This window comes from Nocardia sp. NPDC056100 (assembly GCF_042266325.1).
In the GTDB taxonomy this organism is placed as follows: domain Bacteria; phylum Actinomycetota; class Actinomycetes; order Mycobacteriales; family Mycobacteriaceae; genus Nocardia.
In genome coordinates, this window is record NZ_JBHJVY010000006.1 from 22,858 (window position 1) to 44,473 (window position 21,616).

At 65.7% G+C, this 21,616-nt stretch carries 22 protein-coding genes; 5 read left to right on the plus strand and 17 right to left on the minus strand.

Going from position 1 to position 21,616, the window contains the following annotated elements; all coding sequences use genetic code 11:
- Positions 1-4: 4 nt before the first annotated feature.
- The 8 genes from ACFC0O_RS39155 to ACFC0O_RS39190 all read right to left on the minus strand — a co-directional run bounded on the left by ACFC0O_RS39155 (position 5) and on the right by ACFC0O_RS39190 (position 8,338).
- The gene (locus ACFC0O_RS39155; RefSeq protein ID WP_375967174.1) at positions 5-2,470 is read right to left on the minus strand and encodes an NADH-quinone oxidoreductase subunit G; all 2,466 of its coding nucleotides are present in this window, start codon (positions 2,468-2,470) and stop codon (positions 5-7) included.
- On the minus strand, positions 2,467-3,804 hold the full coding sequence (nuoF, locus tag ACFC0O_RS39160; RefSeq protein WP_375967175.1) for an NADH-quinone oxidoreductase subunit NuoF: 1,338 nt from the start codon (positions 3,802-3,804) through the stop codon (positions 2,467-2,469). The genes ACFC0O_RS39155 and nuoF overlap by 4 nt, the downstream gene beginning before the upstream one ends.
- Positions 3,801-4,493 (minus strand): NADH-quinone oxidoreductase subunit NuoE, encoded by a 693-nt coding sequence (gene nuoE, locus ACFC0O_RS39165; RefSeq protein ID WP_375967177.1) that lies wholly within the window; start codon positions 4,491-4,493, stop codon positions 3,801-3,803. Before nuoE ends, nuoF begins: the two co-directional genes overlap by 4 nt.
- Entirely contained in the window at positions 4,490-5,821 is a 1,332-nt protein-coding gene (gene nuoD / locus ACFC0O_RS39170) for an NADH dehydrogenase (quinone) subunit D (RefSeq protein WP_375967178.1), read from the minus strand. Before nuoD ends, nuoE begins: the two co-directional genes overlap by 4 nt.
- On the minus strand, positions 5,821-6,603 hold the full coding sequence (locus tag ACFC0O_RS39175; RefSeq protein WP_375967180.1) for an NADH-quinone oxidoreductase subunit C: 783 nt from the start codon (positions 6,601-6,603) through the stop codon (positions 5,821-5,823). Before ACFC0O_RS39175 ends, nuoD begins: the two co-directional genes overlap by 1 nt.
- Positions 6,600-7,154: an NADH-quinone oxidoreductase subunit B family protein gene (locus ACFC0O_RS39180; RefSeq protein WP_330180717.1), complete on the minus strand. Its 555-nt coding sequence runs from the start codon at positions 7,152-7,154 to the stop codon at positions 6,600-6,602. The genes ACFC0O_RS39175 and ACFC0O_RS39180 overlap by 4 nt, the downstream gene beginning before the upstream one ends.
- 74 nt (positions 7,155-7,228) lie before the next feature.
- Complete coding sequence (locus ACFC0O_RS39185; protein WP_364634516.1) at positions 7,229-7,609, minus strand: NADH-quinone oxidoreductase subunit A; 381 nt, start codon at positions 7,607-7,609, stop codon at positions 7,229-7,231.
- A 318-nt stretch (positions 7,610-7,927) separates the two neighbouring features.
- The gene (locus tag ACFC0O_RS39190) at positions 7,928-8,338 is read right to left on the minus strand and encodes a hypothetical protein (RefSeq protein WP_375967181.1); all 411 of its coding nucleotides are present in this window, start codon (positions 8,336-8,338) and stop codon (positions 7,928-7,930) included.
- A 198-nt stretch (positions 8,339-8,536) separates the two neighbouring features.
- Here ACFC0O_RS39190 and ACFC0O_RS39195 point away from each other — a divergent pair, with 198 nt between their 5' ends.
- Positions 8,537-9,907, plus strand: coding sequence for a dihydrolipoyl dehydrogenase family protein (locus tag ACFC0O_RS39195; protein WP_375967182.1), 1,371 nt, complete (start codon positions 8,537-8,539; stop codon positions 9,905-9,907).
- Between the two features lie 88 nt (positions 9,908-9,995).
- Positions 9,996-10,424, plus strand: coding sequence for a CBS domain-containing protein (locus ACFC0O_RS39200; RefSeq protein ID WP_375967183.1), 429 nt, complete (start codon positions 9,996-9,998; stop codon positions 10,422-10,424).
- Here ACFC0O_RS39200 and ACFC0O_RS39205 read toward each other — a convergent pair.
- Together ACFC0O_RS39205 and ACFC0O_RS39210 are read right to left on the minus strand one after the other, a co-directional pair.
- Complete coding sequence (locus ACFC0O_RS39205) at positions 10,405-11,403, minus strand: zinc-binding alcohol dehydrogenase family protein (protein WP_375967184.1); 999 nt, start codon at positions 11,401-11,403, stop codon at positions 10,405-10,407. The two genes, ACFC0O_RS39200 and ACFC0O_RS39205, sit on opposite strands and share 20 nt — an antisense overlap.
- A gap of 89 nt (positions 11,404-11,492) precedes the next feature.
- Positions 11,493-12,059, minus strand: a complete 567-nt coding sequence (locus ACFC0O_RS39210) for a winged helix-turn-helix transcriptional regulator (RefSeq protein ID WP_375967185.1) — start codon at positions 12,057-12,059, stop codon at positions 11,493-11,495.
- A 92-nt stretch (positions 12,060-12,151) separates the two neighbouring features.
- On the opposite strand from ACFC0O_RS39210, the gene ACFC0O_RS39215 reads away from it, so the two are divergent.
- A complete protein-coding gene (locus tag ACFC0O_RS39215; protein WP_375967187.1) occupies positions 12,152-13,363 on the plus strand; it encodes a pyridoxal phosphate-dependent aminotransferase in 1,212 nt (403 codons plus the stop codon).
- 108 nt (positions 13,364-13,471) lie between these two features.
- Positions 13,472-13,930, plus strand: a complete 459-nt coding sequence (locus ACFC0O_RS39220) for a VOC family protein (RefSeq protein WP_375967188.1) — start codon at positions 13,472-13,474, stop codon at positions 13,928-13,930.
- 58 nt (positions 13,931-13,988) lie between these two features.
- On the opposite strand, the gene ACFC0O_RS39225 is transcribed toward ACFC0O_RS39220, so the two are convergent.
- The 6 genes from ACFC0O_RS39225 to tsaA all read right to left on the minus strand — a co-directional run bounded on the left by ACFC0O_RS39225 (position 13,989) and on the right by tsaA (position 19,212).
- Positions 13,989-14,480: a DUF4352 domain-containing protein gene (locus ACFC0O_RS39225; protein WP_375967190.1), complete on the minus strand. Its 492-nt coding sequence runs from the start codon at positions 14,478-14,480 to the stop codon at positions 13,989-13,991.
- A gap of 242 nt (positions 14,481-14,722) precedes the next feature.
- Positions 14,723-15,907, minus strand: a complete 1,185-nt coding sequence (locus tag ACFC0O_RS39230; protein ID WP_375967191.1) for an MFS transporter — start codon at positions 15,905-15,907, stop codon at positions 14,723-14,725.
- Positions 15,908-16,037: 130 nt separating this feature from the next.
- Positions 16,038-16,517, minus strand: coding sequence for a MarR family transcriptional regulator (locus tag ACFC0O_RS39235; protein ID WP_364634492.1), 480 nt, complete (start codon positions 16,515-16,517; stop codon positions 16,038-16,040).
- A 3-nt stretch (positions 16,518-16,520) separates the two neighbouring features.
- Positions 16,521-18,284 carry an MFS transporter gene (locus ACFC0O_RS39240; RefSeq protein ID WP_375967192.1) on the minus strand — a complete coding sequence of 588 codons (1,764 nt, stop codon included), beginning with the start codon at positions 18,282-18,284 and terminating at the stop codon, positions 16,521-16,523.
- 150 nt (positions 18,285-18,434) lie between these two features.
- The gene (locus ACFC0O_RS39245; RefSeq protein ID WP_364634485.1) at positions 18,435-18,743 is read right to left on the minus strand and encodes a hypothetical protein; all 309 of its coding nucleotides are present in this window, start codon (positions 18,741-18,743) and stop codon (positions 18,435-18,437) included.
- Positions 18,744-18,801: 58 nt separating this feature from the next.
- Positions 18,802-19,212 carry a tRNA (N6-threonylcarbamoyladenosine(37)-N6)-methyltransferase TrmO gene (gene tsaA, locus ACFC0O_RS39250; RefSeq protein WP_375967193.1) on the minus strand — a complete coding sequence of 137 codons (411 nt, stop codon included), beginning with the start codon at positions 19,210-19,212 and terminating at the stop codon, positions 18,802-18,804.
- 122 nt (positions 19,213-19,334) lie between these two features.
- On the opposite strand from tsaA, the gene ACFC0O_RS39255 reads away from it, so the two are divergent.
- Complete coding sequence (locus ACFC0O_RS39255; RefSeq protein WP_375967195.1) at positions 19,335-21,065, plus strand: Imm49 family immunity protein; 1,731 nt, start codon at positions 19,335-19,337, stop codon at positions 21,063-21,065.
- Between the two features lie 36 nt (positions 21,066-21,101).
- Here ACFC0O_RS39255 and ACFC0O_RS39260 read toward each other — a convergent pair whose 3' ends face one another.
- Entirely contained in the window at positions 21,102-21,509 is a 408-nt protein-coding gene (locus ACFC0O_RS39260; protein ID WP_375967196.1) for a DUF1707 domain-containing protein, read from the minus strand.
- Positions 21,510-21,616: the final 107 nt, after the last annotated feature.

A 21,616-nucleotide genomic window follows, 5' to 3' on the forward strand; every position in this document is an offset into this window, starting at 1 on the left:
GAGCTCACTCACGGTGGTCCTCCCGACGGATGCGCACGAGGTGGCCGGGTGTGGTGCCGAGCTGCACCAGCACATCGGCCCCGGGGGAATTCATGGGCAGCCATACGACCCGGTCCGGCATGTCGGTGATGACCAGCGGGAGGGTGATATGGCCGTGATCGTTGCCGACCGTCACCGGATCGCCTGTGGTGGCGCCGATTTCGGCGGCGGTGACATGCGAGAGCCGCACCACCGGCGTCCGGGCGGTGCCCGCCAGGTTCGGTTCGCCGTCCTGCAATCGACCGCGATCGATGAGCATGCGCCACGCGGACAGGATCGCGGTGCCCGAGGTGGTCTGCGCGATCGGCTGCGGGCGATGGGCAGGCGTCGCGGCGGCCGGACCGTCCCACGCGCCCAGATCCGCCAATTCCGCACGCGCACTGGAGACATCGGGCAGGCCCAGGCGAATGCCCATCTCCTGTGCGATGGCGTCCAGCACCCGGTGTTCGGGCATGGGCGCGGCCTCGCGGCGTACGGTCGAATCACGCAGGGCGGCATCGAATTGCCGGTGCCTGCCCTCCCAGGTGAGGAAGGTGCCCGCCTTCTCCATGGCCGAGGCCACCGGGAACACCACATCGGCGCGCTCGCTGATATCGCTGGCCCGAAGTTCCAGGCTCACAACGAAACTCGCGGCGTCGATGGCGGCCAGCGCGGCATGCGGATCGGGCATATCGCCGACCTCGACGCCGCCGATGAGCAGTGCGCCCAGCGTCGGTGCGGCGGCCAGGATGGCGGCGGTATCGCGACCCGGGTTCATGGGCAGTTCGTCCACGCCCCAGGCGTCGATGAGCTGGTGCCGCGCAACGGGATCCGCGACCGGGCGTCCGCCCGGAAGCAGCACGGGCAGCGCGCCCGCTTCCAGTGCGCCACGTTCACCCGCGCGGCGCGGAATCCACGCCAGCGCCGCCCCGGTGTCATCGGCCAGACGGGCGGCGGCGGAAACGCCACCGGGAATTCCGCCGAGCCTCTCACCGACCAGGATGAGCGCATCGGGCTCGCGCAACATGGTGGCGATGTGGTGCAGATGTCCGGGAGCCACTGCGACGGAATCGGTTTCGCCGGTGCGAATCGCCTCCAGCAGATGCGGTTCCTCGCCGGGGGTGGCCGGCAGCAGCGTGCCGTTCATGCGCTGCAGTCCGCGCGTGGTGTACGGCGCGAGCGAATAGACCTCGGTCCCGTTCTTGCGGGCGGCCTTGCGCAATCGCAGGTAAACCATCGGCGATTCCTCTTCGGCCTCGAAGCCGATGAGCAATACGATCGGAGCACGCTCCAGCGCGGCATAGTCGACGGTGATGCCCTGTCCGGCAACACGTGCCGCGAGGAAATCCGCCTCCTCCGCCGAATGTTCCCGGGATCGGAAGTCGATATCGTTGGTAGCCAAGCCGACTCGCGCGAACTTGGAGTACGCGTACGCGTCCTCCAGTGTCACGCGCCCGCCGACCAGCACGCCCGCGTTCCCGCGCGCCGCGGCCAGGCCGCGCGCGGCGTGCGCGATGGCCTCGGACCACGAGGCGGGTTGCAGGGTGCCGTCCCAGGTGCGCACCAGCGGGGTGGTGAGCCGATCCCGCTCGGTCGCGTACTGGAAGGCGAACCGGCCCTTATCGCAGTTCCATTCCTCATTGACCTGCGGATCGTCACCGGCCAAGCGGCGCATGACCTTTCCGCGCCGATGATCGGTGCGCTGGGCGCACCCCGAGGCGCAGTGCTCGCACACCGCCGGGCTGGACACCAGATCGAAGGGCCGCGCCCGGAATCGGTAGGTGCTGCCGGTGAGCGCGCCCACCGGGCAGATCTGCACGGTATTGCCGGAGAAATAGGAGTCCATCGGCTCACCGGCGGCGATTCCGACCTGTTGCAGCGCTCCGCGATCCATCAATTCGATGAACGGGTCACCGGCGACCTGCTGCGAGAACCGGGTGCACCGCGCGCACAGCACACAGCGCTCACGATCCAGCAGAATCGCCGAGGACAGCGGAATCGGCTTGGGATAGGTCCGCTTCTCCCCGTCGAACCGCGATTCGGCCCGTCCGGTGGACATGGCCTGGTTCTGCAGCGGGCATTCACCGCCCTTATCGCAGACCGGGCAGTCCAGGGGGTGATTGATGAGCAGCAGCTCCATCACGCCCTCCTGCGCCTTCTCGGCGGCGGGGGAGGACATCTGGGTGTGGATCACCATGCCCTCGGCCACCGTCTGGGTGCAGGAGGCGACCGGTTTGCGCTGGCCTTCGACCTCCACCAGACACTGGCGGCACGCGCCCACCGGATCGAGCAGCGGGTGATCACAGAAACGCGGGATCTGCACGCCGATCAACTCGGCCGCACGGATCACCAGCGTCCCCGCCGGAACGGAAACCGTGGTGCCGTCGATGATCACGCTCACCATATCGGTCGGCGTGACTCCGCTGGCATTGGAATTGGCTATCGCGGTCATCGCACTCCTTCAGCCCAGGCGGTGGACCGGGCTGGGTCGAACGGGCATGCGCCGAGGCGGATGTGCTCGACGTACTCATCGCGGAAGTACTTGAGAGAGGAGAAGATCGGGCTCGCCGCACCGTCGCCGAGGGCGCAGAAGGATTTGCCGTTGATGTTGTCGGCGATATCCATGAGCTTGTCCAGATCGGTCTCGTGACCGGTGCCCTTCTCCAGGCGTTCGAGCAGCTGGACCAGCCAGTAGGTGCCCTCGCGGCAGGGGGTGCATTTACCGCAGGATTCGTGGGCGTAGAACTCGGTCCAGCGCAGTACGGCACGCACCACACAGGTGGTGTCGTCGAAGATCTGCAATGCCTTGGTGCCGAGCATCGAACCCGCGGCGGCGACGCCTTCGTAGTCGAGGGGGACATCGAGGTGCTCTTCGGTGAAGATCGGGGTGGACGAGCCGCCCGGGGTCCAGAACTTCAACGTGTGGCCCGCGCGCACGCCGCCGGCGTGAGTCAGCAACTCGCGCAGCGTGATTCCCAGGGCCGCTTCATACTGCCCCGGTCGCGTCACGTGACCCGAGAGCGAGTAGAGGGTGAACCCCGGCGACTTCTCACTGCCGAAGGACCGGAACCAATCCACGCCATTGGCGAGGATGGACGGCACGGACGCAATGGATTCCACATTGTTGACCACGGTCGGGCAGGCGTACAGACCGGCCACGGCCGGGAACGGCGGACGCAGGCGCGGCTGACCGCGACGGCCTTCCAGGGAATCCAGCAGCGCGGTTTCCTCACCGCAGATGTACGCGCCCGCTCCGGCGTGCACGACGATGTCCAGGTTGTAGCCCGAACTCTGGATGTTCTCGCCGAGATACCCTGCGGCATAAGCCTGTTCGACCGCCGCCTGCAAACGCCGCAGCACCGTCACGACCTCACCGCGCACGTAGATGAACGCGTGCGAGGCGCGAATCGCGTAGGAGGCGATGATCACGCCCTCGACGAGGGTGTGCGGACTCGCCAGCATGAGCGGAATGTCCTTGCAGGTACCCGGTTCCGATTCATCGGCGTTGACCACCAGGTAGTGCGGTTTGGTCACCCCGTCCGGGCCGGGGCCCTGCGGGATGAAACCCCACTTCATACCGGTCGGGAAGCCCGCGCCGCCGCGCCCGCGCAGACCGGAGTCCTTGACGGTGGCAATGACCTCATCGGGCTGCATGCGCAGCGCCTTGGGCAGGCCGCGATAACCACCCTGGCTGCGATATGCCGCCAGGGTCCAGGAATCGGGTTCGCCCCAGTACCTGGACAGGACCGGGGTCAGTCCGCGCGGGGCGGCCTGGGTCTGCGTCACTTGCCGCCTCCGTTCGAATCCTGTTCGGCCGCATGCAGACCCGCGAGGGTGGCGGGTCCGGGTGCGCCATCGGTCGCACCGGGGCGCGAGTCCGGGTAGCCCGCGAGAATGCGGGCGGTCTCGCGGAAGGTGCACAGCGGGATACCGCTGCGCGAACCCGTCACCTGATCGCCCTTGCGCAGCGAATCCACCAGGCCGCGAGCCGATTCCGGCGTCTGGTTGTCGAAGAACTCCCAATTCACCATGACAACGGGTGCGTAATCGCACGCCGCGTTGCACTCGATGTGCTCCAGGGTGACCGCGCCGTCGGCGGTGGTCTCCCCGTGCTTGACACCCAAGTGCTGCTTCAGTTCCGAGAAGATCTCATCGCCGCCCATGACCGCGCACAGCGTGTTGGTGCACACCCCGACGTGGTAATCGCCGGTGCGCCCGCGCCGGTACATGGAGTAGAAGGTGGCGACCGCGGTCACCTCGGCATCGGTCAATCCCAGCTGCTCGGCACAGAATTCGATGCCGGTGCCCGAGACATAGCTCTCCACCGATTGCACGAGATGCAAGAGGGGCAGCAGTGCCGAACGCGGATGCGGATACCGCGCGATGATCTCCTTGGCCTCCAACTGGAGCCGGTCGTGCACCTCCTGCGGATACGGGATGGGGCGCACGGTCAGGTTGAGCAGAATCTCTGTCATCGGTCTACACCGCCCATAACCGGATCGATACTGGCCACCGAGGCGATGACGTCGGCGACCAGGCCGCCTTCGCACATCGCCGCCACCGCTTGCAGATTCGTGAAGGAAGGGTCGCGGTAGTGCACCCGGTACGGCCGGGTGCCGCCGTCGCTGATCATGTGCACGCCGAGCTCACCGCGCGGTGATTCGACCGCCGTGTACACCTGGCCGGGTGGAATGCGCAGCCCCTCGGTCACCAGTTTGAAGTGGTGGATCAGCGCTTCCATGGAGGTGCCCATGATCTTGCCGATGTGCTGCGGTGAGTTGCCGAGGCCGTCCGGCCCCAGTTGCAGATCGGCAGGCCATGCAATCTTCTTGTCCGCCACCATGATCGGGCCCGGTCGCAGCTTGTCCAGGCACTGCTCGACGATCTTGAGCGATTCCTTCATCTCATTGACGCGGATGAGGTAGCGGCCGTAGCAGTCGCAGCCGGTATCGGTCTGGACATCGAATTCGTATGTCTCGTAACCGCAGTACGGCTGGGCCTTGCGCAGATCGTGGGGGAGTCCGGTCGAGCGCAGCACCGGGCCGGTGATGCCCAGCGCCATACAGCCGGTCAGATCCAGCACGCCGACATTGCGGGTGCGGGCCTTCCAGATCGGGTTCTCATTGAGCAGCAGTTCCATATCCCGCAGGCGCTTCGGCAGCAGGGCCAGCAGCTCGCGCACCTTGGACACGCCGTCCTCGGGCAGATCCTGCGAGACGCCGCCGGGCCGGACATACGCGTGATTCATGCGCAGACCCGTGATGTTCTCGAAGACATCCAGGATCAGTTCGCGCTCGCGGAAGCCGAACAGCATGGGCGTGAGCGCGCCCAGCTCCATACCGCCGGTGGCGAGCGCCACCAGATGCGAGGAGATGCGGTTGAGTTCCATGAGCATGACGCGAATGACGCTGGCGCGCTCGGGAATATCGTCGGTGATGCCGAGCAGCTTCTCCACGCCCAGGCAGTACGCCGTCTCATTGAAGAACGGCGACAGATAGTCCATGCGCGTGACGAAGGTGACGCCCTGCACCCAGCTGCGGTATTCGAGATTCTTCTCGATGCCGGTGTGCAGGTAGCCGATACCGCAGCGGGCCTCGGTGACCGTCTCGCCCTCGATCTCCAGAATCAGGCGCAGCACCCCGTGTGTACTGGGGTGCTGTGGGCCCATATTCACGACTATGCGTTCCTCGGCGGCCCCGTCCAGGGCAGCGGAGATTTCGTCCCAGTCATTGCCGCCGACCGTGATGACGCGCTCGGGGCGCTCGCCGGTCTCGGGACGGGACTCGATATCGGTGTCGTGCATTAGGAGTACGCCCTCCGCTCGTCGGGCGGCGGGATGCGCGCACCCTTGTACTCGACCGGGATCCCGCCCAGCGGGTAGTCCTTGCGCTGGGGGTGACCGCGCCAGTCGTCGGGCATCGAAATCCTGGTCAGCGACGGGTGGCCGTCGAACAGGATGCCGAAGAAGTCATAGGTCTCGCGCTCGTGCCAATCCGTGGTGGGGTACACGGAGTAGAGCGAGGGCAGGTGCGGATCGGCGTCCGGCACCGAAACCTCCAGGCGCACACGGCGATTGTGTGTGATGGAGTTCAAGTGGTACACCGCGTGCAATTCACGTCCGGTGTCATCGGGGAAGTGCGCGCCGTTCACGCCCAGGCACAATTCGAAGCGCAGCGCCTCGTGGTTGCGCAGGGTGAGCGCCACCGCGGGCAGATGCTCGCGCCGCACGTGCAGGGTGAGTTCATCGCGGAAAACCACGATCTTCTCGATGGCGTCCTCGAATGTGCTGCCGGTATCGGCGAGCGCGTCGTGCAGCACGGCGACCAGCTCGTCGAAGTAACCGCCGTAGGGCGGCGCGCTGCCGCCGGGCAGGCTGACCGTGCGCACCAGGCGGCCGTAGCCGGAGGTGTCGCCGGTGCCGGTGACACCGAACATGCCCTTGCGCGTGCCGATCACCTCATCGGCCGGAGCCTGTGCGGGTTCGGTTGCGGCGCTCTGGGTTTCGTCCGGCTGCGGGGTAGCATCGCCAGGTTTCACGGCGTCCTCCGGAGGGCTTTCCGTGCCGGTCGGCGCATCGAACGTCATCGCAACAGCCCCTTCATCTGAATGGTGGTGGGGCTGGCGAGGGCGGCGGCCTCGGCGGCGCGCACGGCTTCCTCACGATTGACGCCGAGCGGCATTTCCTGAATCTTCTCGTGCAGCTTCAGGATCGCGTTCAACAGCATCTCCGGGCGCGGCGGGCAGCCGGGCAGGTAGATGTCCACCGGCACGATGTGATCCACACCCTGCACGACGGCGTAATTGTTGAACATGCCGCCCGAGGATGCGCAAACACCCATGGCCAGCACCCATTTCGGTTCGGTCATCTGGTCGTAGACCTGGCGCAGGACGGGGGCCATCTTCTGGCTCACCCGTCCGGCGACGATCATCAGGTCGGCCTGGCGCGGCGAGGCGCGGAACGCCTCCATACCGAAGCGGGCGATATCGAAACGCCCACCGCCCGTTGCCATCATCTCGATCGCGCAGCAGGCCAAGCCGAATGTCGCGGGCCACAGCGAACTCTTGCGCAGATAGCCGGCCAAATCTTCCACCGTGCTCAGCAGGAATCCGCTGGGCAGTTTCTCCTCGAGACCCATGTCGAACTACATCTCCCGGATCGGAACACCCCGCACGGGGCAGGCTGTTCTGGTTGGAATCCCCTGTGTGCGGCTCAGTCCCAGCTGAGCCCGCCTCGCCTCCACTCGTAGGCGTAGGCCACCGAGACGTTGAAGATGAACAGCGCCATCGCCGCCAGCCCGAACAGGCCGAGCGAATCGAAATGCACCGCCCACGGGTAGAGGAAGACGATTTCGATGTCGAAGATGATGAACAACATGGCGGTGAGGTAGTACTTCACCGGAAAGCGTTGTCCCGCACCATTTCCCGGGCCGCCACCGACGGCGTGCGGAGTCGGCTCGATACCGCACTCGTACGCTTCGAGTTTGGCGCGGTTATAGCGCTTGGGGCCGATCATGGCCGCAAGCAGAACTGAGAACACCCCGAACGCGGCGGCTACCGCGCCGAGGACAAGCGTCGGCACCTCGATATTCACAACAGCACTACCCCTCCTGCGGACTGACGCGTGTGGACGGCAGCTGCCGAGGCGGGCTGACATCGTTGTCCGCCGGGCCAGTCACACCAGGGCACCACTCGTCGAGGGCGCGGACTTCGGGGGACTGACGCGGCGGCTTCATTGATACCGGGGCCCGCGCTCGTGTGAGCTACGGCACAGCCTACAACTCAGACGAGAACATACATGACGTTTCGCGACGGTGTTTGATCGAATTCGGAACGGTCTTTCATGACCGATTCGACGGAATCGCGAATGTCACGTGACATAGATTTCCCCAGGTGACGGGGAGCGGAAAGATCAGGCCGCGGAACGGTTCCTGAATACACCGAGCACGGCGTCGGTCAACCGGATCGGATCGAGCGGATGCGAGACCGCGGCCTCGGCGCGCGACCAGTTCGCCAGCCACACATCATCCGGGCGGCCGGTCAGGACCACGATCGGCGGGCAGTCCGCGATCTCGTCCTTCAACTGTTTGGCCAGGCCCAGACCACCGGTCGGCGCGGATTCGCCGTCCAGAATGGCCAAATCGAGCTCACGCGCATCCATGCGCTCGATGACAATCGGACCCGTGGCCACCTCGAGATACTCGATCGGAGGCAATTCCGGATGCGGGCGTCTACCCAGAGCCAGCATCACCTGCCTCCGAGTATCGGCGTCACTGCTGTACACGAGAACCCGCAACGCGGCGGGACGCTTCGGTTCGGCCACGCACCGGATGGTACGGGTTAGGTATGACCGCTGGTGGCAGGTTCGCCGGAATCTCTCCGCGCGTCGCGGCGAAACTCCGGTGGATTGGGCGGCCGCGCCGAAGTATTACCGGACCGGGACGAGTCGGCGGGGCGGGTGTTGTCATGTGCGGCGGCACATTAACGTCGGACGGGACCGCCGCCGAACGAAAGAGGAGCCATGCCTGACGAAGCCGTGGATGTAGTCGTGATCGGAATGGGGCCGGGCGGTGAGGATCTGGCGACCCGGCTGGCGCATGCCGGACTCAATGTCATCGGTGTCGACGGGCGACTGGTCGGCGGGGAGTGCCCGTACTACGCGTGCGTGCCCACCAAGGCGATGGTGCGTGCGGCCGGGGCGCTGGCGGAGGCGCGGCGGGTGGGCGAGCTCGCGGGATCGGCTGCGGTGACACCGGATTGGGCTCCGGTGGCCGAGCGGATTCGCGATGAGATCACCGACAATTGGGACGATACCGCCGCGGTGGTGAAATTCGAGAAGGCCGGCGGGCACTTCGTGCGCGGCTGGGGGCGGATCAGCGCACCCGGTGAGGTCACCGTCGCGACCTCGGATGGAGATCGCATCTTTCGGGCTAGCCGGGGCATCGTACTGAATCCCGGTACCTCGCCCCAGGTTCCGGCATTGCCCGGTCTGGCCGAGACCCCGTACTGGACCAACCGTGAGGCCGTCGCGGTCACCGAGGTGCCCGAATCGCTCATCGTCATGGGCGGTGGTCCGGTGGGTGTGGAGTTCGCGCAGGTGTTCTCGCGCTTCGGTGCGAAGGTCACCGTGATCGCCAGTCATCTGGTGCCGCAGAACGAACCGGAAGCGGGGGAGTTGCTGGCGAAGGTCTTCGACTCCGAGGGCATCGCGGTCCGCAGTGGGCACGGCACGGCGGTGAGTCATGACGGTTCGCAGTTCACGGTCGAACTCGACAGTGGCGATCCGGTTCGCGCGCAGCAGCTGCTGATCGCCACCGGCCGCCGAATCGATTTGTCCGCCTTGGGCATCGGAGCCGTCGGCCTGGATGAATCGGCCCGCAGCATCACCGTGGACGAGCGCCTGCGCGCCGCTCCCGGTGTCTGGGCGATCGGCGATGTCGTCGGCCACGGCGCCTTCACCCATATGTCCATGTACCACTCTCGCATCGCGGCGGGCGATATCCTCGGCGACTCCGATGAGACCGCCGAGTATCACGCGGTCTCGCATGTCACCTTCACCGATCCGGAGATCGGCGGTGTCGGCATGACCGAGGCGCAGGCGCGCAAAGCCGGTCTGAATGTCCGCACCGGTTTCACCGAACTCCCGAATTCCACCCGCGGCTGGCTGCACAAGACCGGCAATGCGGGTTTCATCAAACTCGTAGAGGACGCCGATCGCGGCATCCTGGTGGGTGCCACGTCAGTGGGCCCTGACGGCGGCGAAGTTCTCGCAGTCTTGACCCTGGCAGTGCATGCGAAGGTGCCGACCAGCGTTTTCCGCCGAATGATCTTCGCCTACCCCACATTCCATCGCGCCGTCGAGGCCGCGCTGGATGCACTGTCTGCCAGTTAGGTTTCGACGCACAAAACGTTGCTGTTCACTCGCTCGCGAACGCGCCATCCTGATAGGCATCGATGGTTCGAGCAATTGGCGGTGGCATATGCGAATCTCCGAGATCCTGCGTCGCAAGGGACCCGATGTGGTCACTGTTGCACCCGATGCAACAGTGCGGGACCTGATCAGAGTGCTGGCAGAGAACAACGTCGGCGCGGTCGTGGTGTCCGACGATGGTGAACACATCGTCGGCATCGCCTCCGAACGCGATGTAGTCCGCCGCCTGCACACCCTCGGCGCCGACCTACTCGAGCGCTCGGTCTCGGAAATCATGACCGCGGTAGTCCACACCTGTTCCCCCGACGACCGCGTGGAGTCATTGAACGAGACCATGACCCAACACCGAGTCCGGCACCTACCGGTCCTGCAGGACGGCCGCATGGTCGGCATCGTCAGCATCGGCGACGTGGTGAAGAGCCAGATCTCCGAACTGGAAACCGAACGCGAACACCTGGTCAGGTACCTGCACGGCTGACAGCCAGTACGGTCTTCGGCGGTGCCGTCCGCTGTTCGAGCGCCCGATGCACCGCGGCGACCTCGGCCAGCGGAACCACCGCCAGACCGTCCTGCACCAGAATTCCCCGGTGCACCAGATCGGTCACGGCAGTGAGCACCGTCCCGATCCGCTCCGGAATTCGATGCGCGACACCACCCAGACTCAGACCCATGAGCTGGCGGGTGCCATGCCACGCCGAATCCGTGGAAATCACCGGATCCGCACCGCTGGCATTGCCGAGAATTACCTGACGCCCGAAAGGCGCGAGCAACTCCCATGCCCGCGTACGCAACTCACCGCCGACCGCGTCGATGACCACATCGACCCCGCGCCCCGCGGTCACCTCGGAAACCGTCTGTTCGAGCCGATCGGCAGCGGTCATATGGATCCACGCCTCGGGCTTGTCGACACTCGACGACCTGCTGCTCCTCACCGCGATAACCGTTGCGACCGGACTGATCGCGGCCAACCACCGAGTCATCGCGCCGACCCCGCCGCCGCCCAGCACCAGCACGGTGTCCGAAGGCGTCACGCGAGCGAGATCGTGCAGCGCCAGCCAAGCGGTGACCCCATTGGTCAGCACCGCGGCGGTCAGGGCCAAGTCCGCGTCCGCGGCCAGCGGCACGGCCATACTGCTGTGCGCGACCGCGAGTTCGGCGTATCCACCCGCCCGGTGTCCCCGGCCGAAGTCGTTGAGCAGCGCCGCGACCGGCTGTCCGACGCGGAAATCCCGCACGCCCGCACCGACCCCGCGGACATAGCCGGTGACCTCCAGCCCGGGCACGGACGGCGCGGGCAGCGCGAAGACGCCGGAGCGAAACAGCGTATCGACGAATCCGACTCCGGCATAAGCCACTTCGATCAGCAGCTCATCCGCGCCCGGCGTCGGTTCCGCTATCTCGGCGAGGCGTAATGCCTCCGGCGGTCCGGGAGCATCGACCACAACCGCCCACATCATCGTGAATTCCCCATGGTGCGGCCAACATCCGTCGTGGCCGCTATATGCCCGGCCTGCGCACTGTTCACGTGGGTGTGCGGGTCAGTCGCTCAACCGTTCACGGTGAGAGTGCGCGCTCCCGTCGCCACATCGGTGGCGGCGGCCAGGTCGAGGCGTATTTCGAGGTCCGGGGCTGCTGCCGGGCCGTCGTGGTGGGTGATGCCGTGTTCGGTGATGACGTAGTGGAGTGTGGTTTCGCCGATGTGGATGGTGGCGGTGCCCAGTGGAAGTACTTGGGCGACAGCGCGTCCCAGGGGGAGTGCGAACCAGTGGGCGCGGACCGCGTCGGTGGGGCGGCGGTCGCCGAGGTGGTCGGTACCCCAGGTGGAGAGTGCGTCCAGGGCGGGACGCAGGGCCATGCCGGTGGGGGTGAGTTCGTACAGCGCGGTCGAGGCGCGGGGGCCGGCTTTGCCGCGGGTGAGGATGTCGTCGCGTTCGAGTTCTTTGAGGCGGGCGGCGAGGACGTCGGTGCTGATGCCGGGGAGGTCGGCGAACAGATCGCTGTAGCGGCGGGGGCCGGAGCAGAGTTCGCGGACGATCAGGAGGTTCCAGCGGTCGCCGACTATGTCGAGGGCGCGGCTGACGGCGCAGTAGTGGTCGTAGCTTCGGCGGGGCACGGATCTACTGTAACTTCTAACTTGGAAAAACAAAGTGCAAACTTGGAAATTCCAAGTAAGGTATGCCGCAAGCGCATTCAGAAGGGACTTCCATGCAGGTCAAGCAGTCGAGCAAGCTGTCGGGTGTGTCGTATGAGATCCGCGGGCCGGTGGCTGAGCATGCGGCACGGCTGGAGGCGGAGGGTCATCATGTGGTGAAACTCAATACCGGCAACCCGCTGCCGTTCGGGTTCGAGGCACCCGCTGAACTGCTGCATGACATGGTGCGGAACCTGCCGGTGTCCAGCGGCTACTCGTCATCGAAAGGGCTGCTCTCGGCGCGGCGCGCGGTAGTGCAGTACTACCAGACGCTCGGGGTGACCGGGGTCGACGTCGAAGAGGTGTTCCTCGGCAACGGCGTCTCCGAACTCATCATGATGGCGATGACCGCACTGCTGGAGAACGGTGACGAAGTCCTGGTTCCCGCACCGGACTTCCCGCTCTGGACCGCCGCCACCGCGCTCAATGGCGGTAAGCCCGTGCACTACATCTGCGATGAGGGTTCCGACTGGTTCCCGGATGTGGCGGATATCGAATCCAAGGTCACCGACCGCACCCGCGCGATCGTGCTGATCAACCCCAATAATCCGACGGGAGCGGTGTATTCGCCCGAGGTGGTGCGCGAGGTGCTCGAGGTCGCGCGGCGGCACAACCTGGTGGTGTTCTCCGATGAGATCTACGACAAGATCCTCTACGACGATCTGCAGCACACCGCGACCGCCTCACTCGCTCCCGATCTGCTGGTGCTGACCTTCTCCGGACTGTCGAAGTCCTACCGCGCGGCCGGATTCCGCTCCGGCTGGCTGGTGGTCTCCGGTCCGATCGAGCACGCGCAGAACTATCTAGAGGGTCTGACCATGCTCGCGGGTCTGCGGTTGTGCGCGAATGTGCCTGCGCAGCAGGCGATTCAGGCCGCGCTCGGGGGACACCAGAGCATCTACGACCTCACCCTGCCCGGTGGCCGCCTGCGCGAACAGCGTGACCGTGCGTGGGAGGCGCTCAATACGATCCCGGGCGTCTCATGCGTGAAGGCCAAGGGCGCGCTGTACGCGTTCCCGCGCATCGACCTCGATATGTATCCGATCCACGATGACGAGCAGTTCGTATTGGACCTGTTGCTCCAGGAGAAGATCCACATCGTGCAGGGCACCGGCTTCAACTGGCCGCGCCCCGATCACTTCCGCATCGTCACCCTCCCGTACGCCGATGACCTGGAGGCGATCATCGAGCGCATCGGCCGCTTCCTGGCCACCTACAAGCAGTGAGCCGGACGCGAAAAAAGTTTTCGAGAAATGTCCGGAGATACGTCGAGGGGACGTGATTGGCTCCGACCTGTAGGTGAAACAAGCTCACCAACACCCCAGGAGCCCATCATGACCACCACCGTCAGCACCTTCCTCTGGTTCGACAACCAGGCCGAGGAGGCCGCCGAGTTCTACACCGGCCTCGTCGCGGACTCCCGCATCACCGATATCTCCCGCGGCCCCGACGGCACGGCCTTCGTCGTCACCCTCGAACTCGCCGGGCACGCCCTGACCCTGCTGAACGGCGGCCCGGGCCACACCTTCACCGACGCCGCCTCCCTCCAGGTCGTCGTCGACGGCCAGGACGAGGTCGACCGCCTGTGGGCCGCCTTCACCGCCGACGGCGAGCCCGGCCCGTGCGGTTGGCTCACCGATAAGTACGGCTTCTCCTGGCAGATCGTCCCCTCGGGCCTGCCCGCCCTGCTGAGCGGAGCCGAACCCTCCCGCATGATGGCCGTCAACGCCGTGATGCGGACCATGACCAAGATCGACCTCAAGGCCCTGCAGGACGCGTACGACAACGCCTGACCCAGACCAACGCAATTCGGCCGGTTCCACGGAACCGGCCGAAGCGTTGTGCACCACTCTATTTGAGCGCCACCCGCGCGCCACCCGAGAACGCCGAGTCGTGCAGTTCGATGGCCGCCGGAACCGTTCCCTTCGGCACATCGAACGGGATCGACACCGATAACTTGTTCCCCGGATTGATTTCCGCCGTGAGGCTCGTATTCACGGCCAACTCCGCGGCCGTGTCATTGCTGTACTGCTTTCCCTGATCGTCGATCAGTTTCTGATTATCGCCGAAGTAGCTTTGCGCCTTGTCTCCGGTATTGGTGATATCGACGTGCACGACGACGTACTCGCCCTGCGCGGTCTTGCGAAGAATCTCATTGTCGCCCAACGCCGCGACGGCCGGATCCACCGAAGTGACAATGAAGGCGAACTTACCGTCGCGCACTTCCGAGCCCGCAGCGGCCGCCGACGTGCGCTTATCCTCGCTCTTCGACACCTCGTGCGCCGCGGTGCTGAAAATCGCGACACACCCGCCGAAGAACAGGACGATTACCCCGAGTATCACCCACGGCCATATCTTTCGTTTTCGCGGCGGCGGTGCGGGATACCCCTGCCCGTACATGGGCTGACCACCCGGAGGCGGGGGCGGGGGTTGTTGAGGATTCGACATGGCACCCTCGATTCACTATCCGGCAAGGGCCGACCCTCCCTTGCAGTGGGATCGATCAATGGTGCCAATTATGAACCGGCGCTTGAACTCCAACACGCGTTCCAGGAATTGGCTGATCTTTATGGCACGAATCGTCGCTAATGGGCCAGCTTTTCGGACAAATCAGATAAGCAGATGACCAGTACTGCAATTGCGATGGCACCGCCGCAGACCAGGACGGTCGATGGGGAGGTGCGATCGAGGAGGAGGCCGCCTGCCAGGGCTCCGGCGCAGAAGGTGGCTTGGAATGAGGCGGTGAACAGGGTTGAGGAGACCTCGGCGTGGTCGGGAGAGGCGGTGGCGAACCAGGTTTGCAGGATGACGGGGATGCCGCCGTATCCGATACCCCAGACGGTCAGCAGGGCTGCGGCGGCGAATTCCCGGTGGCCGAATACCGGCAGGAGTAATAGGGCGGCTGCCATCAGGGTCGCGGCTGCTCCGAGTGCGGCGCGTGGGCTGCGGCCGACCAGGTTGCCGCCCAGGAAGTTTCCGGCGATGCCCGCGATTCCGTAGATGAGCAGCAGTGCGGTGACGTTGCCGATGCCGGTGACCTGTTCGAGGAAGGGGGTCACGTAGGTGTAGGTCCCGAATTGGGCCGTGACGATGAGAACCGTTGCGAGGAGGGCGAATCGGGTGCCTGCGGCGGTCAGGCCCGTGCGCAGTGTCGACCAGCCGAGTTCCTGATGCGCGGGTAGTGCGGGGACCGCGAAGGCGAGCAGTGCGAGCACCGCGGCCGACAGGATGGCCAGCACCACGAACGCGGCTCGCCATCCGGCGATATCTCCTATGAACGTCCCCACCGGGACTCCCAGTACCGAGCCCAGCGGCACCGCGGCGAAGATCACCGCTGTCGCCCGCGCCGCGGCTTCCGGCGGCACCAGCCTGCTCGCCAATCCCGCTGCGATGGACCAGTATCCGCCGATGGTGATTCCGAGCAGCACCCGAGAAGCCAGCACCATCCAGAACGCCGGGGCGACGGCCGCGATCAGATTGGCCGCCACCAGCAGGAGGGTGCAGACGATGAGCAGGCGTTGGCGGTCGACCCGCGCTCCCGCGACGCCGACCACCGGGGCCGAGATGGCGGCGAGCAGGCCGGGCATGGTCATCATCAGCCCGGCCATGCCGTCGGACACGGTGAAATCCGCGCCGATCGCGGTGAGCAATCCGATCGGCAGGATCTCGGTTGTCACGATCGCGAAGATTCCGAGCATGACCGCGAGGACGCCGAGCCATCGGACGAATCCCGGCTTGGCGACCGAGGAGGGTGCGAGAAGTATGGACACGCAGTCCACTTCACCAACCCGATGATCCGATCACCGGCGGTTCCCGGCCACCATAGTTCGCGGCGTCACCGGGGAGGCGGTGGCGACGCGCGGCCCCCGGTTCACGGTGATCGACCGGCCGATCAAGTGGTCAGTCCGAGTCGGGCTGCTGGTCCAATGCTTCGATCAGGGTGCCGAGCGATGACATGAGCGCCTCGCGCTGCGGCTGATCCAGATTGCCCATCGCGGCGGCGAAGCGCTGGATGCGGGCCGAGGTGAGGCCGGTGACCAGGTTGTGCGCCTGGGCGGTCGCGCTCAGCAGTTGGGCGCGGCCGTCCTCCGGATCGGCTTCGCGGACGATATAGCCCGCCTTCTCCAGGCCCGTCACCATGCGGGACATGGTTGGCGCGCTGACCCTTTCGATATTGGCCAGATCGCTGAGCCGCATCGGTCCGCCGCGCGCCACCGAGGCCAGCGCCGACGCCGCGCCCGGACTGAGCGAACCCAGGTCACCCGAATGGCGCAGCAGCCGGAGCAGGCGGCCGATGGTGTGGTAGAGCTCGGCCGCCTCGGTCAGCTGATCGGGGTCGGCGACACTCGTGTGCTGGTGCAGTGCGGCCTCCTCGATCAAGGGTCAGATTCCCGCGCGGTCGGCTTCGCGGAGTTCTTCGACTTCGTCGGGAACCTTCCCGCTGCCCGCGAACCACGATGCCACCGCACCGATCAGCATCATAAGTGCGGCCGCGAGGAACACGACCACCAGACCCGAGTGGAAGGGGCCGGAAATCAAGTGCGGGAAGAACTCCTGGCCGGTCAACACGTCGGAGTTCACGCCCGGCTTGTCGAGCGTGCCGCTCGGGCCCAGCAGTTCCTTGAACGGGTTGTAGCCCAGGAACGTCGCGAAGAGGCTGCCGACGGGCGGCATATCCGCGATCTGACCCGCCACCGCGGGGGAGACGCCCTGTTCACGCAGCCCGGAATCCATTGCGCCGGGCAGAGTTCCGGACAGGCCGACGATCATGAGCGAGAAGAACACGCCGATCGACAGCGCCATGCCACCGTTCATGAGGGTGCCGCGCATGCCCGAGGCCACACCGCGCTGCGATGCCGGAACCGATGACATGATCTCCGCGGTATTCGGCGAGGTGAAGATGCCGGTGCCGAGACCGTTCAACAGAATGATCAGCGCGAACAGCCAGTAGTTGAAGTCCACCGGAATCACCACGAGCAGTACGAACGTGACCGCGGCGAGCAGCAGGCCACCGGCCGCGAAGTACCGCGCGCCGTATTTGTCGCTGAGCCAGCCCGAGATCGGTCCCGCCACCAGGAATCCGGCGGTCAACGGCAGCATGTAGATGCCGGCCCACAGGGGAGTGGATTCGAAGTCGTAGCCGTGCAACGGCAACCAGATGCCCTGCAACCAGATGATCAGCATGAACTGCATGCCGCCGCGTCCCACCGAGGCCATCAGACCCGCGAGATTACCGAGCCCGAACGCGCGATTCTTGAACAGCGACAGCTGGAACATCGGCTGCGCGACCCGGGATTCGATGTAGCAGAACAGCACCAGCAGCGCGATACCGCCGAATACGGCGGCCAGCACCAGCGGGTTGTCCCAGCCGGTCTTCGAATCACCGTGCGGCTGAATGCCATAGGTGATGCCGGTGAGCAGTGCGGTCAGACCCAGCGCGAAGGTGATGGTGCCCGGCAAATCCAGCGATCCGGCGGTGCGCATGCCGTTGTCGTGCAGCGAGCGATAGGACCACACCGTGCCCAGGATGCCGAACGGAATGGTGACCCAGAAGATCGCCTTCCAATCCCACTCGGACAGAATGCCGCCGATGAGCAGGCCCAGGAACGAACCGGCAACGGCCGCAACCTGATTGATGCCCAGCGCCACACCGCGTCGATTCGCCGGGAACGCATCGGTGAGGATCGCCGCGGAGTTCGCCATCAACATGGCACCGCCGACGCCCTGCACCACTCGCCAGCCGATCAGCCAGATGGCTCCCGCCCCGTGTGTGAACGGATCGAATGACAGCGCGACCGCGCAGATCGTGAACACCACGAACCCGAGGTTGTAGATCTTCACTCGCCCGAACATGTCGCCGAGCCGCCCGAACAGCACCACCAGCACGGCCGAGGTGAGCAGGAAGCCCATGAGCAGCCACAGCAGATAGCTGACATTGCCGGGCTCCAGCGGATTCAGATCGATGCCGCGGAAGATCGCGGGCAGCGAGATGATGACGATCGAGGAGTTGATGGTCACCATCAACATGCCCAGGGTGGTGTTCGACAACGCCACCCACTTGTAATGCGGATGATCGCGATCCACCCGGAGCCGCCTCCGAATGGTCTGAACATCACCGCTGTCGAGGTCGGTGGTCGGCGCACCCATGCAGAGCCTCCAAAACTGAATCGAACGAACTCGTCCAATATAGTTGCATAAGGCTAACTAACGAAATGGTGACGTGTCCCACTGGCCGGATCATGCCCCGGACATGGGTGAACAGCGCGGTGGCGGCACCGCGCGATGATCAGCGTTCGGTCAGAGCGTGAGCTGCTCGGATTGCCAGTCGCGGCCGAACAGCGAGAGCTGCGGCGAGGCGGACTCGACATCGGCATTGAGACTGCGCAGGCAGCGCACGCAGGTGACGGCGGCTCGGGTCGGCTGCAACGCCGACGGCGACCAACCCGCGACTCCGGTGTGGCACAACAGTTCCGGGACTTCCTCGGTGCCGAACCAGGTGCCCAGGCCGACCGCGTGCACGGTGCGGCCGTTGCGGACGATGGCGTGCACCCCGGGGTCGCCGAATTTCGCCCGTGCGGTTGCGGCCAAGGGGGCGATATCGGTCATGAACTGGACCATACGGACGCCCTACGACAAACTACGACAACTTCGCCGTTGGGGACCGCTATCGCTGGTCTATCGGGCCCAGGACGGGCTTGATATCCAGGATCGGCGTACCGTCCACCGCTTCCAGATCGCGGACCCGAACTCGGGTGCCGTCGATCGACACGATCGTGACCGTGTGCAGCCCGATCGGGTTCGGGCGATGCGGGGACCGCGTCGCGAAGACACCGGTTTCGGCACGGGTCAGATCTCCGCGCGGGTGCACGACCAGCTGATCGCGAGCGGCCCGGTCCAGCCAGGTGAGGACGACGATTTCCGCACCGGCGCTCAGGCCGGTCAGCGCGGGAGCGAATTCCGCCGCCAGCACCAGATCGCAGTCGGGAGCGCCCTCGTCACCCTGTCGTGGCGCGGCGTCGAGCTCGGTCAGCGGTGATTCCACGCGGCCGATGGGGTGAAACATCTGATCCGCCATGGTCGATACCTCTCGTTTGGTTTGTCATTGCGATACTGCCATCGCCTATCACGAAGCAGCACAACATCTTCGAAGTTTCCCGGCGAGGGATACGCTGTGTCGCCACACAAAGGAGATGGAGCGTGGAGTTCCCGCTGTACGGCGTCGCCGACGACCGTGTCGAGGCCGCACTGACCGATATCGATCGGCGAATCTGGAAGTCCTGGTACACGATTCGATACGACTCGCGCGATCCGGTCACGGAGCTGTGGGGGATGGTCGACGCACTGCTGGACTACGTCGGAGCGGAATCGATCAAAGATCGCGGTGTACACGCCGAGCCCGCGCGTATCGCGATTCGCACCGCCGCCGAAGCCGCGTTCGGGGCGATCTGTCTGGAGCGGTGGCCCGGCGGCAACCAGGACATTCGATTGCTGATGATCAATGAGGCCATCTCTTCAGAGAGGCAGGATTTCCGCCATCTGACCGAGGGGATCCCGACGGTGTCCCGATGGATGGAGTCGTACTGGTTGATGATCCTGGGCGGACAGGTCGCCCTGCAGGGCGCGGTCCTGGTAGAGGATCACGCACCGGAGGTGGCCGACGTTTGCGGCGACAGCGTCGAAGGGCTCGTCGTGATGGCGCTGTCCGCGTATATCGCCGGACCGTTTCCGGAGTCCTACGTATGCCTGCCACCGCCCACCGTTCGACAGCATCACCTCGATCGCCTGGCAGCGGTACCGATCACCGCGGGTTCGGAGGCCGGAATGCTGCGGGCGCTGCTGGCCGATGACGAAGCGGCATTCGAGCAGGAGCGGGAGAAATGGCTGGCCTGGCATCGCGAGCAGTTCGGCGCTGATCCGGAGCCCCGGGATCTGCTGCCACTGTCCGTGATGGGGTTGACCGCGCTGGCCGTGCACGCGCACGGCTGGCGGGCCCAGGCCGACACGGGCTGGCTGCCGCCCGGGCTGCCCATCGAGATCGATGGCGTCCCCGCCGTACTGACCGTCTCGGTTCCGGCGCATCCCGGCGAACGGCGGAGTACGTCCCAGCTCGCGCGAACGCTGAGAAATCTTGTCGCCGACGCGATCTCGAACCTGGAGCGATCACCCCGGTCCATCTTCTCGGCGTTCGCTTTGGCGGAGTTCTCCCTGCGGGCACAGTGCGCGGCCTACTCGCACGGGGACAGCCCGCACGAGGCGCGCATGGCGGCCATCCACGCCTTGCAACTGGGCTGCGCGATGCTGGAGCTCACCGCACGCACCGAAGGTATCGTCGAATGCGAGATCGACGGCTACATCCGTCGCATTCGCGCACTCGGACCGTGCTCCGAGCAGCGGGTCGAGCATTGGACTACGACCTTCTACCTGGGCCTGATCTGCGCGGATCCGGAACGCTTACAACAGCTTTCGCGCATCCCGATCGCCTCCCTGCGCTCACCGCGCGTCTTCGAGGAAGAGTTTCACTTCCGCTGGGTACAGACGCTGCAAGCCTGGTTCGCCGATGAGCCCGACTGGACCGATCGGCTCGGCGAGGCGATCACACTGTCCCGGCCCGAAGTCGCGACAACCGTCCCGACCGACTACCTCAGCCTGGTCCTCTACCAGCCGATCAGCCTCTTCCACATCCTGCACCGCCGCGACGAGCGCGCCTTCAACGACGCCCTGACCCGCGCCCTGCGCCTGCACCGCGACTACTGGACCGACAGAGAACACCCCGAAACCCTCGAAGCCGACCTCGCCCTGGGCCCTCTCGCCATAGCCTGCCTCGCCCAGGACTGCGGCCACGCCATCAACGTGAGATCCGACTACCTGCCCCATGTCCTGCTACAGCGAGGCTGGCCGCAAGACTACGGAATCAGCATTGGGGCGTAATGAGATTCGAGACGGGTCGGCTAGGCGAATGGGCCGTCAGTAGCGGCGGTAGGCGGGGTTGAAGCCGCGGCGGCGGGAGCGCACGAAGAGGAAGAAGAACAGGGGGAAGATGAAGAAGGGGAAGATGTGGGTGGTGGCGGCCAGCACCACGGCGAGGATCAGGACCGAGATCAGGGCTACCGGGACGAACGCGCGGGGTGGGCGCGGGGGAGTTTGGGGTGTGGGCGGGCGGATGGGGGAGGTTTGGGGGAGGTCGGTGAAGAGGACCGAGAGGTCGGCTGTGGTTTTGGCGGCGTAGGCGCGGGCTACCCGGTCGTCGTATTCGTCGACGTCGAGGCGGCCGGCGGTGAAATGTTTGCCGAGGGCTTCGGCGGCTTGCTCGCGTTCGGCCGTGCCCACGCGCAGGGCGGGCGGTCCGAATACCGCGGGGCTGAAATCGGTCATGTCCAACCACCTCACCGGGAGAATCAAATTCGCTGTCCACCACAGTAGGCCGAAAATCGAGGGTCGGCTTGCGACCCCGGGCGTATTCCGGTGTACGACCGTGGGCG